The organism is Methylotenera sp., assembly GCF_013141425.1.
Taxonomy (GTDB): domain Bacteria; phylum Pseudomonadota; class Gammaproteobacteria; order Burkholderiales; family Methylophilaceae; genus Methylotenera.
Genome location: NZ_JABFRA010000017.1, coordinates 1 through 12,496, shown reverse-complemented (window position 1 = coordinate 12,496; position 12,496 = coordinate 1). Strand labels below are relative to the sequence as shown.

Below are 12,496 nucleotides of genomic sequence, written 5' to 3'. Positions count from 1 at the left end.
ACGTTTAAAGCGCTCACAAATAATTTGTAATTTACTACCATATTCATTCCAAAATCCTTCGTCTCCTAGACCAATGCCACCTTCGCCATTGCCCTCAGCCATACCACTCGAATTGGCACCACTACCTAAGCCAAGCCCACTACCTGATCCAATACCAGTCCCAGTTCCATCTCCAGAACCAAGTCCACCTCCCACTGGACCAGTACCAAATTCAGAACTCCCTGCAGATGGGTCAGCACCAGACTCACCTTCTTTCATAATGGGTGCCAATTCACTATTCGTACTAGCAACTGACTTGGGAGCCTGATCTACTTCTGAAATAGTTTGCGGGGAAGACTTTGGTTTGATGGTCTTTCGGATAAATGGAGTTTCATCTTTTGCTAGATCAGGTCTAGAAATAATATCCCTCTTCGACTCTGGTTTCAGCGTAAGGCTTGCAACTTCTACATACTGGGGCGTCATAACTTCTGATCCCACATGGTTTTTCATGTTAATCAAGATGCAAACAAATATTGCATGCAGTATAATCGAGAGGCGAATTCCTAGATTCGCCTCTTGCGGTTTATACACTTGAAAAACAGTATTTTTATTGATTGGCCAAAAAATTGTCATGGTTAATCTGTAAATAACTTTATTTCATAAATAATCTTGCTTGAGTTCATCATCATTTCTGGTTATTTTGTTTTCCATCTACTTGAAAGGTTAACATGAGAGGTCGGTCTAGGCGATCTTCCTATGCAAAAAAACAGCCTGATATTAATCTAAATTCATTTTTAGACTTAATTCTAAATATTTTGCTGTTTTTTGTATTTGCTACCGAACTTGCCGTATTCGATTCAATCGATGTTGCGGTGCCAGTGACTGAGTATTCCGATACAACATCTTCACAAAACCGAACATTTATCATTTTTATTACTAAAGACAATCAATATCTTGTTGAAGGAATAAAGGTTGCTATAGAAGGTCTCGCGAACACCCTGATTCAGAAAAAAAAGACAGATACAACTTTTACCGGAGTCGTTGTAAGAGGTGATTTAAACAGCAACCTACAGGCATTGGTTGATGTGCTAGCCGCTTGCAGGTTAGCGGGTATCGAAAATGTTAAAGTAGAGACAGAAAAACCTTCAAGCTAACCTTATTATTGCGAAAGTAAATTATGTTATTCAGCGAAAACTATCTTGACGAATATATTCTGCAGGGCGGACTTACCATGCTTGGGCTAGTACCACTGTCTATTTTTACCTTTGGTGTGGTGCTACAAAGGTTTATCGAATTGCGTGCAACGCGGGCCATTCCAGAAACTTTGGTAAATAAAGCTAAAGAAATCAAAAATCAAGAGTCGTACAACCTATTTGTTAATAATCTAAGCACTCAGGCATCACCACTAGCCAAAGTCATTCTAGCTTATATCGAAGCTGGCGAGCGTGGCGAGCCAATTAACCCAGATGTAAATATCATCCCGATTGAAGATGTAACAGATAAGCTTTATCAGTCATTATCACCAATTTCTATGGCCTATATCATCGGTCCATTACTCGGTGTACTCGGCACCACTATTGGCATCATGGGTACATTTGAGCAATTTGCAGTGGTAGGTAAACGAGATATGTCTGCGCTAGTTTCTGCGATTGATAAATCTCTAATCACTACGATGTGGGGCCTGATTATTGCAATTCCCGCCTATTACTTCTTTTCGATCCTACAAAACAAAATATTTAGATACGAGAGAGAAGTTCTACCAAAACTATTAAAGGAAATCATGCAAAATCTGGCTCCTTTTATTAAGCTTAAACCTATTGGTTCTTTTGAAAGGGGACATGCTGATGAAAACGATGCAGGCCTTAGCTAATTTTATAAAGTTGTCTTGCTTTATAATCAAGACTAAATAAGCTTAGCCTTTGATTATTTTTCTTTACTAGCACTTAACGGAATATAGGCAAAATACCACTCCCCGTAATATTTTTTATTTTCAAAATGTTGATATTTCGGTCTGAAATTCTCGGTTTTAAAAGGCTTATCGGCCGATAAGCTATAAACGCCCATAATGCCGCCACTTGGGGCTTCCAGAACACCCCAACCTTCTCGTTGCGTGACTGGATCTAAATAGAGTTTTCGTAGATAACGTTTGGGCACAGGGAATCGCTCGTCGTGTAAAAGTGCTTCTAAATTGGGTGGGTACTCTTTTACGATACCTGGCGTTTGGTTGTAATAATTGCCAATCGCGGTTCGAATGGTATCGCCAACCTTAAGTAACTCTTGCTCTCTTTCGCGCTTTCTAAGATCACTCCATTTAGCTGAGGCTTCTGTTAAGGCAAAACCAGCCACCATAATTAATACCAGCATACCCACTAGTATGTAGCCTAGTTGCTGATGCGCTCGGCCGCCTTTACCAATCAGCATATTGACTACCGTCGGCGGCCACTGCTGGCGAACCGCTATGAATGTCGTAAATTAGGCCTTTTGCCTCAATGTCGGGCGGTGGGATTAGCACCCAAGTTAGCGCGCTTTCTGTGATTGGGTCATCAGGAATAGTGCGTAAATATTTGTGTTGCACTAAGTCTTGTAGCGTATCTGGGTAAATATTTTTATCGCTGTAATATTTATCAATCGCCTCTCGCATCACAAGCAAATCATGTTTGAGTATTTTTTCTTTAGAGCGGTCAATGGAGTCAAAATATCTTGGCGCGACCAAACTAAGCAAAGTGGCAATAATAGCGAGTACCACCAGTATTTCGATTAAGGTAAAGCCTTTTTTTAAATAAGCCATTTACCACTCACGATAAGGTTGCTGATTGATGCCGACTTCAATTGAAAGCGAATAAACATCGTAGACATCTTCACCCGCTTCTGACGTTTCAAATGAGCTTCCATAGCTGCGTTTCCCCCATGTTTCTTCAGCGGAAAGACTGCTATCGGTGGCAAATGGATCACGCGGAATATTACGCATAAAAACCAACTTTTTCTTTTTAGGATCTTGAATATTTTCTACACCCATGACTAATTGCTGCAGCGAAGCAGGATAGCCAGATTCATCTACCGACTTCTTGATTAAGCCATCATCTGCTGCCTGTTTATACGCATCAATCGCATCGCGCATCTGCCAGAGCACTTTTTTAAGTTCCTGCTCTTTATTTCGCTTAGCTGATAACTGCATCATTGGTGCGGCAGACGTAACCAGTAAAGCCAATAGCACAAGAGCGACCAGCAACTCGATTAAGGTAAAGCCTGCCGGTTTTTTATAATTCAGTTGTGACATTTTTTAGGGATTAGACTTCGCATCATTACTGCCGTTAGATTCAATGCTTTGCTGCAATACTTGGTTAGCAAACTCTTTATCAGTTTTTGCCTGATCTGCCTGTACCGCCTGTGGCGTTATCACCACGGGTTGAGCTTGAGTAACAGGGACAATCTGTTCAGCTTGTCTAGGCAAATTATTGCCACCCCCATTTGTTGAATTTACACCCGATGGAAATAAAGAATACACTGCATTTGCGGGGGCAATGTTGTGCAAAATGCGGGGTGTAATCAGCAATACAATTTCGTTTTTACGTCTGTCATTATTTTTATCTGAAAACAACTTACCAATTAATGGTAGGTTCGATAAGCCTGGCACTTTATTCGAGATGCGTTGACTATCATCGCGAAATAACCCTGCCAAAATCTGTGTCTCACCATCTTTGAGCTGCAAAATGGTGTTGGCGTTTCGGCTACCAATGGTATAAGCCAACACGCCAGAATCCGTTTTGACTTGATCAGTCACATTGCTAACTTCCAAACCCACCTTAATATTCACTTGATTTTGCAGCAAGATAGTCGGCTCAACATCCAACTTAATACCAACTTCGATGTAACTCACAGTTTGCGAAACAAAACCCGTAGAATTTGCCACGCTGGTGAGTACAGGAATTTTATCACCCACATGAATCTTGGCTTTCTCTCTGTTTTTTACGCGAATTTGCGGATTCGCCAATAAATTCGTATCAGTATCTTGCTGCAGTAAATTCAACGCCAAGACTGGGTCAGTAATAGTAAAAACGCCTAACCCAGAATTAAAACTTTTAAGCTCCGCAAGTGTTAATCTACCTGGGGTGGTATTCACCACCCCAGCTGTAGTGCTGGATTTACCTTGCACACCGACACTCATCTGCGTTGGATATTTAATGCCGATTGCTTCTAAATTTTTACGATTAATTTCCATCACCTCAACTTCCAGCATTACTTCTGGTTCCAGCATGTCTTGTGAGGCAATAAGCTTTTCTGCAATCTGAATCGCTTCTGGCGTGTCGCGCATAATTAGAGTGTTGAGCTTTTCATCGATGTAAACATCTTTGGTTTTTACCACGGTTTTAATCATATTCATGGCACGCTTAGCATCCATACTATTCAGATAAAAACTGCGAACAAACTGCTCTTGATACTCCTGACTGCGGCTTAAGGGATAAATTAACAAGGTATTGTCATTCAATACTTTTTTTGCCAATTGGTTTGACGAAAGAATCACTTGAATAGCTTCTTCAATTGTAGTATTACGCACAAAAATACTGGTGATGAGATCTGTGCGTAATTCTTGATCATACGAAAAATTGATATTGGCAGTTTTACCAATCAACTCAAATACGGTCTTAATCGGAACATTTTTAAGTTCCAAGGTAATGGTTTTCTTAAATGCAGACTTGAGTTGTGGGGTAGCAGTTACCTTTTTAATGCGCTTATTTTCTATTTTCTCAAACAAAGCACGTGCGCCTAGGTCATTTGCATCCTCGGCTAGTATGGCGCGTAACAGATTTTGTGCCGAATCATCATCGCCTTTATCAAAAGCCGTTTGCGCATTGGTCAGCATCATGGCGTGGTTTTGCAGCAAGCTCAATTGACGCAAGCCGTCTTGTGCACGTTGATTATCGGGAGCTAATGCCAATACTTGCTTATAACCAGCCTCAGCTTCACTAAATAACCTTTGCCGACTTTTATCTTCAGCGGCTTTAAGCAAATTTGTAATTTGGAATGACTGCTGTACTTTGAGCATAGTGCGATATTGGGCATTGTCAGGATATTGCGCTACCAGTTGCTGTAGTTTAGCAATGCCCACCTCCACATCGCCTTTATTGATAAGTTGCCTAGCTTCTTCATAGGCTTGAATATCTTCAGCATGCATATTAAAGTTAGTGCGATTTTGCTCACCATTTAAGCTCGTGCAACTCACCATTAACAGCAATGTTGTTAGCAACAAGGCATAGTGGTGCCGCCCATGGCTGGACTTATTATTTTGATACAAACGATTTAAATTCAACTTGTTGCTCCAATTTCCATCTGCATTTCAATTTTCAAAGGTAAGTTTCTTAGCGTCATATTGGGCGGCGAAATTGATTTCACTTTCCAAGTTTCTTCAATGACGTCGCCCACATTCACTGCATGGCTTTTTTCACCATCCAGTAAAAACACCGTTACTTTGCCATCTTCTACAACCTTACCTGCATAAACAAAGGGGTTCACAGGTGCGCTTTTTTGCGGTGCTATATTTTCTGCACCTGCGTTTTCTGCAACTCCAAAAGTTGTAAAGATATTCTTAGGCTCTTCACTAATTTTCGGCCTCGCGATGGCTATGCTATTAGCAGCTGAAGCTATACGTTGCGACTTTATTACTGAGTTAGCGCCTTCAGTTTCCAAAAGAACATTACTTTTCAAACCAACGGCATCATCAGATTCTTCAAGTTGCGAAACCCAAGCGGTAGCCGTGAGTGTAAATGCCAGCGCAATCCATACGCCATATTGTTTAATCATCAACATACGTTTCTGCTAACGGTCATTTTGAACATACAACGTAAATTGAATACGCGCATCTAAAACTTCTGAGGCAATATCATCACGCCTTAAGCTAACTTCATCCAAGGCTAGCGAAGGCAAAGTATTGAGCGCTTGATTGATAAACTGGCGAATTTGCTTATAACTACCTTGCGCAGGCAAATTGACGTGATATTGAACAATAGAGGTTGCCGAAGTTGACTGAGCATAATCAATTTTATCTGTAGTTAAACCATTGGCCGACGCCGCATGAAGGATAGCAGTGATTTTACTGTTTGCTTGGCTTTTATTAGGCAGTAGCGCATAAAACTGCTGCTCCACATTAAAATTGGCATCGACCACATCCAATTTTATGTTTTGCTTTGCGCTTAAATTTTGTTCCGCCTGCTTTAATTGCAAGGCCTGTAATTCCTGTGCTTTTGGCAGACTAACAAAAAATAAAATGAGTATGCTAGCTAAAATTAACGAGGCCCCAAGAATGCCTTGCCAGCCAAGTTGCTGTAATTTATAAAGAAGATATTGTTGGCCTAACTGGCTTGCACTTGGCTTTAGAATCGAGCTTGGCGCTGCATGGCCAATTAAATTAGCTGGCACCTCGCTTACAGCTTCTGGCACGAAATTGATTGTTATGTTTTCCATACCGTCTCAATCACAAATTGAATCGCCGCTTGACCATTTAACTCCGTACTTTCTTGTGATAACAGCACAATGTTATTCACTAGTTTTTGCTGCGTTAATACATCCACATAGGCCATCATGGTGTCAGCATTTAAAGTGACGGCGGTCACACGAAAGCCACGCTCATTAGCATTCCTAGCCTTTGAACTTGGTTCTAAAGCCAGCAGTTTCACCTCGTCAGGAGTGGCAACTTCCAAGGCTTTAAATATTGCAGGCCAAGGTAGCAAAATGCTAGAAATCGCCGCGTTAATTTCACTTGTTTTTGCGGCTTGCTTCGCGTTATTTTGCTGTGATGCGCTTGAAGAATTTGAGGAAACTTTTAACTTTTTAGCGTGTTGTGTGCTTTGCTGCAACTCTTCCTGCAAACGTTCGGCTTTGGTTGCAACTTGTTGGTAATAGACAAGCGATGCTGTACTCAGCAAACCACCTAACAACAAGAGTGCTGTCGCAAGCTTCGTTGTGTGAAGGTTTGATTGTGCATGATTCAGTCTTACGTGATTCATATCGGCAACCAGTTCACTGACGCATTTGAAGTCTGACTATTTTGCAGGTCAAATGGATGCGGCAAAATTTTAATGGTTTTCTGCTCGGCAAGTTTCAAAGGTTGAGCATGATGAGACTCTGGCCAATACAGCAATACTGGCGCCTCAAATTTGACATTACAATTCACCGTTTCACGCTGAATCAATGCGGCTACTTGCTCAGAAACGTCTGCCTCGATTGCCACGTTTTTAACAGAGCGCCAACCACCGTTTTCAAGCAAAGTTAAACACACGCGACCATTTTGAATGGCCACCAGCCAAAAAGTGAGCGCACGCTTTTGTTTATTCACCTGCGTGACAGTTTGATTAATGGCCAGCATCAAATGTGGGTGAACCGCCGTTAATTTCATATCAAACTCAGCAAACACCGATTGCAACGCTTGTAACAAACCCAAGTGAATTCCACTTGCTATGGCGGGCTGGCCAAACACAGGCTCGCTCATGCGCAAATCCCATGTTTTTGCCACATCGCCATACGCCAAACTAAAGCAGTGTTGCATATAGGCCTGCCGCTCACTCTCCACAGCCAGTTCAATATTCCATGGAATCACCGCATAGCGCACAAAATGATTGGACACAATGACCGTAGGCACTGCCCCTTGCCATTTTTTATGGCTCAGCACCAGGCGCAGACAATGTATTAAATTTTGATATAGGCTCTGCGTTTGATCTGCATTCGTACCTACTGGCTCTATATTCTGCGGAATTTCGATCACTTGCTTATGAACAACTATCTGTTTTAAACCTGTTTTAATTGTTCGAGTTAAACGCAAAATCACAATGCGCCGTGGTTGAACAAACACCCTAAGCTCGTCAAAAAACAATGCCTGTAACCCGAATGATTTAAACCAATGAAGTGACACGGTTAATCTCCTGTAATGTGGTTTCGCCACGTTTGACCAACTCTAATGCGGCTTCACGCATACTGCGCGTGCCGTTTAATCGCGCAGCTTCTTTAACCTTACGCACTGGTTCGCGAGTCACAATCAGTTCGCGTATCTCATCGTTAAAACACAATAATTCAGCGATGGCTTTTCGCCCTTTGTAACCCGTGCCGTGGCATTGCCCGCAACCTTGGCCTTTTTTAAAATTGAAGCCGACTGTTTGCGCTTCGGTAAGGCCAGACTTTGCAATCAGCGCTTCGTCTGGCATCTCATGCACCGCACAATGTGTGCAGTTAATGCGCACCAAGCGCTGTGCCATAATGCCGTTAATGGCAGACACAAAACTGTATGGGTCTACCTGCATATTTGTAAACCGACCAATCACATCAAACACATTATTGGCATGCACAGTCGTAAGCACTAAATGGCCAGTGAGCGCAGACTGCACGGCGATCTGCGCGGTTTCTGCATCGCGAATCTCGCCCACCATGATTTTATCCGGGTCATGCCGCAGAATAGAACGCAACCCACGCGCAAAGGTCAGGCCTTTTTTCTCATTCACGGGAATTTGCAACACGCCTGGCAATTGGTACTCCACGGGGTCTTCAATGGTAACAATTTTGTCTTGACCGGTATTAATCTCAGAAATAATGCCATACAAGGTAGTAGTTTTACCGCTACCCGTTGGGCCTGTTACCAGTAACATACCATAAGGTTCTTCGGCTAATAAGCGAAATCGCGCCATAATGTCAGGCTCAAACCCGAGCGTTTCTAGGCTCAAGCCTTGGGCTTCGTTGCTCAGGGCTTTACGGTCTAAAATACGCAATACAGCATCTTCACCAAACACACTGGGCATAATTGAAACGCGCAAATCCACTTCTCGCACTTTGCCATCACCGCCTGTCACCAATACTTTAAACCGACCATCCTGAGGAACGCGCCTTTCTGCAATATCTAGCTCCGACATCACCTTAATGCGCGAAATGGCTTGTTCTGCTTGTGCAATCCCTTGAATGCCGCCCTCTTGCGTCAGCACACCATCAATACGGTATTTCACTACAAGGCCATTTGGATCAGTTTCCAGATGCACATCACTGGCACCTGCTTTTAACGCATCGTACAAAGTGGATCGCACAAATTTAACAACTGGGCTGGTATCTTCACTAATCGAGCGCAGTGAAATATCTTCAATGCCATGCTGGCTATTTTGTGCATCGGCATGTTCAGCAATTAAGCCATCCATCGCTCGCATAGTGGTTTCATGGTGCGCCAGAAATGCGCTCAAATCTTTATGATGCGCCAAGCTCCAAGTCAGCGGATACTGTTCAAGAGAATAATAACCAAGCTGCGCGTTAATTATTAACTCAATCTTGGCCTGCAGATAACTATCAAACGGATTTGCATAAACCAGTTGAATCGCGTCATTCTCATCGCGAAGTGCAACGCAACCATATTTGCTCGCCTCAGCAAACGGTAATAACTGGAAATCAGGCTTTAGCGCATATAACTGCAACATGTCAAATATAGGAAAATGCATTAACTGACCAAGCGCCGTCAGAAAATCATCGGCGTTTAGTCCCGAAATCTCTTCCAGCACGTCCAGCAAAGGCTGTTTGGTTTGGCTGGCAATGGCTTTTGCCTCATTTAATTGCTCGATGGTAATTTTCGGATTAATTCGCTGAGCATTGCTATCAACCAAAGTATTGATAAGCATATTCATAAAGCCATCGAACAGCGCAACGCCGCAATTCGCCCCACAAAATAGTTTTGCAAAGGTCTCATTGAATGCTCCCTGCTAACTCAAATATTGGCATATACATCAACACCACCACCAAGCCCACCACTAGGCCGATAATAATCATCAGCAAGGGTTCTAGCAGTTTGGTAAACCATTCCACTTTGCGCCCAATTTCCTCATCGTAAAAGGCTCCAATGCGCTCCATCATGTCGCCCATTTGGCCAGTACGTTCACCGACGCGCAGCATGCGAATCGAAATCGAAGTAGTCATGCCATGCTGCTCCATGGCGGCAGACATCGGCTTACCCTCGCGCACATCATGAATGACCTTGGTTAAGCTGGTACGCAATAACGGTTGCAGCAGCGATGCCACCATGCCCATCGCTGTCACCAATGGAATACCACCACGCAACAACATACCAAGTGTGCGATAAAACCGCGCTAATTGATAAATACGCATCGCTTCGCCAAGCGCAGGAATTTGCCAGACTTTACGCATAATGGCAGCACGCACGCTTGGTCGACTTAAGGTGAATACAAGTAAAGTCGACACTGCAGAGAACACCATCAACACCTCTTTGCCATGCTCATGCAATAAACGCCCCCAACGTAAAAGCATCTGCGACATCCAAGGCAAATCCGCCCCCGTGCTTTCATAAATGGTACTAAATTTTGGCACCACGTAACCCAATAAAAATAAAACCACTAAGCCACCAACTACCAATAAAATCGCTGGGTAAATCGAGGCAGAAATGATTTTTTTACGCACCGCATCAATCTGCGTTTGGTAAGTCACATGCCTTGCCAGCGCCTGCGCCATGTCACCCGTGCGCTCGCTAGAACGAATCAGCGCCACATAAAGCGGGTTAAACACTTGCGGCACTTTTTCCAATGCGGTTGAAAATGGCAGGCCTTCGTATAGGGCCGACATCACCTGATTCAATATTGCTTTCGATTCTGCTTGCTGCTCTTTTTCGGCCAAGGCCTCAATCGCCTCCACCAAGCTCAACCCAGATTCCAGTAATGCCAATAATTCTTGGCTAAACAACATTAAATTGAATTTAGGAGCGGCTAACTGCCCAGAGAATAACTGCTGAAACGATAAGCCAACGCTACGTACCGCCAACACACTAAACCCTTGCGACTCCGCAATTGAACGTGCTTGTGCCACGTTACTGGCCTCTAATGCCAGCGAACGGATTGACTCGCCTTGCGCAACTTTTAACTCAAATTTCATGTGTGTTTATGTACCCTCTTGTATCTTATTTACCCTCTCTACAACCTCTCTCCCTAGCGGGCGAGAGGCTCAATATTCGCATCTTTAACAATGGCGTGGGGCTCAACAGTCCCCTCTCCCGCCTGCGGGAGAGGCTTAGGGAGGGGGTAATCAGTATCATTCCCAATTCACCACATCCGCACCATCATCCTTACCGCCACTGGTCCCATCACTTCCGAACGACCATAAATCATACTCACCATGTTCACCTGGAAATTTGTATTGGTAAGCTTTACTCCATGGGTCTTCTGGCACTTTTTTCTCTAAATACGGGCCCTTCCACTTTGGTTCATTGCTTGGTGGATTATTTAAAGCATCCAAGCCATTTTCCGTGCTGGGATAATGCCCCACATCCAAGCGATATTGTTCAAGCGCTTTACCCAAGGCGTTAATCTGCGCTTTGGCAGTTTTCACCTCAGACTTGCCGAGCTGAGCAAAATACTTAGGCCCGACATAACTCACTAGCAAGCCAATAATTACCATCACCACTAATAGTTCGAGCAAAGTAAAGCCCGATTGCATACGTTTAAATTCCGTTGTTTTTATTGTTGGAGAATATATTTTAAACGATAGATTCATGCATTACTTTCGTAATATTTTTAGAAGAAACTTTGTATCACAATCTGAAAAGATCTAAATCTTAATAGCAAAAAGCAGGCAGACCGAAGTCCACCTGCTTTAATCACGCCTACGCCTTAAGCAACAATCACATCACTCGCCGCAAAGGTATTCACACCGGTCAATATAGCAATATCCACCTTCGCCCCAGCACCGTTACCATCCGCATCGTAACTCAATGTTTTGGTCGTGGTGTTGTACAACAAGTAGTCATTGGCATCCTGTGCTGTACCTGTGTTATTCACACGTACATTGGCACTGGTGATGCCACCAGTTAATGAAGTGTATTGATCCACCAACAATTGAATCTTGTCAGTACCACGTGCAAAGTCAGTAATCGTATCTTTACCAGATAAGTTAAACGCTGTATTGGTATAAGTTTGTTCAGTATCTGCTGCGCCAGTCACGATTTGCTCGTAAACTTTACCAAATACAAACTTATCAGCCCCTGCACCACCGGTTAAGGTATCGTTACCACCATTGCCTACAAACACGTCAGCTTTGGTGGTACCAATAAAGGTTTGTGTATTGGCATTGCCTTCAAAGCGTAAGCCATTGGTTGTTACACCAGAAGCATTCACCACCACATTGTTAATGCTGCCACCGTTGTTGCCTAAGGTATCCGACAAGTTAGCCACTGAGCTGTTAGCACGGTGGTAGTAGTGGTCATTGATCAGTTGCAATGCACCGTCTTCGGTATTGATACGACCTGATGTACCACCGACTTGCACCACTTCCATGCTTTGGAAGTTAGCGTTGGTCAAGGTAATCGTGCCTTTCGCTGCGGTGTTGGCGCCAATACCCGTAGTGATACGTAAGGTATCCACACCTGCACCACCGACAATCAAATCACCTGAAACCCATTCAGCTTTACCGTCGTCTACTTTAGAGGTTGTGCCTTGTGTACCGCTACCGAAGCCACCAACAACAAAAACGTCATCGCCTGTACCGCCGTAGAGTT

14 protein-coding genes and 1 pseudogene are annotated in these 12,496 nt (G+C 43.4%); 2 read left to right on the top strand and 13 right to left on the bottom strand.

Annotated features, from left to right (window positions below):
* Window positions 1–462, bottom strand: a 462-nt coding sequence (locus tag HOO90_RS01435; protein ID WP_292838719.1) for a hypothetical protein, incomplete at its 3' end; no start/stop codon positions are given.
* Between the two features lie 245 nt (window positions 463–707).
* On the opposite strand from HOO90_RS01435, the gene HOO90_RS01430 reads away from it, so the two are divergent.
* Window positions 708–1,133, top strand: coding sequence for a biopolymer transporter ExbD (locus HOO90_RS01430; RefSeq protein ID WP_292838717.1), 426 nt, complete (start codon window positions 708–710; stop codon window positions 1,131–1,133).
* A 23-nt stretch (window positions 1,134–1,156) separates the two neighbouring features.
* Window positions 1,157–1,849 (top strand): MotA/TolQ/ExbB proton channel family protein, encoded by a 693-nt coding sequence (locus HOO90_RS01425; protein WP_292838715.1) that lies wholly within the window; start codon window positions 1,157–1,159, stop codon window positions 1,847–1,849.
* Between the two features lie 53 nt (window positions 1,850–1,902).
* Here HOO90_RS01425 and HOO90_RS01420 read toward each other — a convergent pair whose 3' ends face one another.
* The 12 genes and pseudogenes from HOO90_RS01420 to HOO90_RS01365 all read right to left on the bottom strand — a co-directional run.
* On the bottom strand, window positions 1,903–2,400 hold the full coding sequence (locus HOO90_RS01420) for a type II secretion system protein (RefSeq protein WP_292838713.1): 498 nt from the start codon (window positions 2,398–2,400) through the stop codon (window positions 1,903–1,905).
* Window positions 2,387–2,767, bottom strand: coding sequence for a type II secretion system protein (locus HOO90_RS01415; protein ID WP_292838711.1), 381 nt, complete (start codon window positions 2,765–2,767; stop codon window positions 2,387–2,389). Before HOO90_RS01415 ends, HOO90_RS01420 begins: the two co-directional genes overlap by 14 nt.
* On the bottom strand, window positions 2,768–3,256 hold the full coding sequence (locus HOO90_RS01410) for a type II secretion system protein (protein ID WP_292838709.1): 489 nt from the start codon (window positions 3,254–3,256) through the stop codon (window positions 2,768–2,770). It abuts the gene before it with no gap.
* A 3-nt stretch (window positions 3,257–3,259) separates the two neighbouring features.
* Window positions 3,260–5,203: a secretin and TonB N-terminal domain-containing protein gene (locus HOO90_RS01405; RefSeq protein WP_292838723.1), complete on the bottom strand. Its 1,944-nt coding sequence runs from the start codon at window positions 5,201–5,203 to the stop codon at window positions 3,260–3,262.
* Between the two features lie 80 nt (window positions 5,204–5,283).
* Window positions 5,284–5,784, bottom strand: a complete 501-nt coding sequence (locus tag HOO90_RS01400; RefSeq protein ID WP_292838707.1) for a hypothetical protein — start codon at window positions 5,782–5,784, stop codon at window positions 5,284–5,286.
* Window positions 5,785–5,793: 9 nt separating this feature from the next.
* Window positions 5,794–6,438 (bottom strand): type 4a pilus biogenesis protein PilO, encoded by a 645-nt coding sequence (gene pilO / locus HOO90_RS01395; RefSeq protein ID WP_292838705.1) that lies wholly within the window; start codon window positions 6,436–6,438, stop codon window positions 5,794–5,796.
* The gene (locus tag HOO90_RS01390; RefSeq protein WP_292838703.1) at window positions 6,426–6,980 is read right to left on the bottom strand and encodes a PilN domain-containing protein; all 555 of its coding nucleotides are present in this window, start codon (window positions 6,978–6,980) and stop codon (window positions 6,426–6,428) included. Before HOO90_RS01390 ends, pilO begins: the two co-directional genes overlap by 13 nt.
* Window positions 6,977–7,882 carry a hypothetical protein gene (locus HOO90_RS01385; protein WP_292838701.1) on the bottom strand — a complete coding sequence of 302 codons (906 nt, stop codon included), beginning with the start codon at window positions 7,880–7,882 and terminating at the stop codon, window positions 6,977–6,979. Before HOO90_RS01385 ends, HOO90_RS01390 begins: the two co-directional genes overlap by 4 nt.
* Window positions 7,863–9,623, bottom strand: coding sequence for a GspE/PulE family protein (locus tag HOO90_RS01380; RefSeq protein ID WP_292838699.1), 1,761 nt, complete (start codon window positions 9,621–9,623; stop codon window positions 7,863–7,865). The genes HOO90_RS01385 and HOO90_RS01380 overlap by 20 nt, the downstream gene beginning before the upstream one ends.
* 58 nt (window positions 9,624–9,681) lie before the next feature.
* Window positions 9,682–10,878, bottom strand: coding sequence for a type II secretion system F family protein (locus HOO90_RS01375; protein ID WP_292838697.1), 1,197 nt, complete (start codon window positions 10,876–10,878; stop codon window positions 9,682–9,684).
* Between the two features lie 156 nt (window positions 10,879–11,034).
* Window positions 11,035–11,439, bottom strand: coding sequence for a type II secretion system major pseudopilin GspG (gspG, locus tag HOO90_RS01370; RefSeq protein ID WP_292838721.1), 405 nt, complete (start codon window positions 11,437–11,439; stop codon window positions 11,035–11,037).
* Between the two features lie 173 nt (window positions 11,440–11,612).
* Window positions 11,613–12,496, bottom strand: a pseudogene (locus HOO90_RS01365) (calcium-binding protein); the annotation flags it as partial.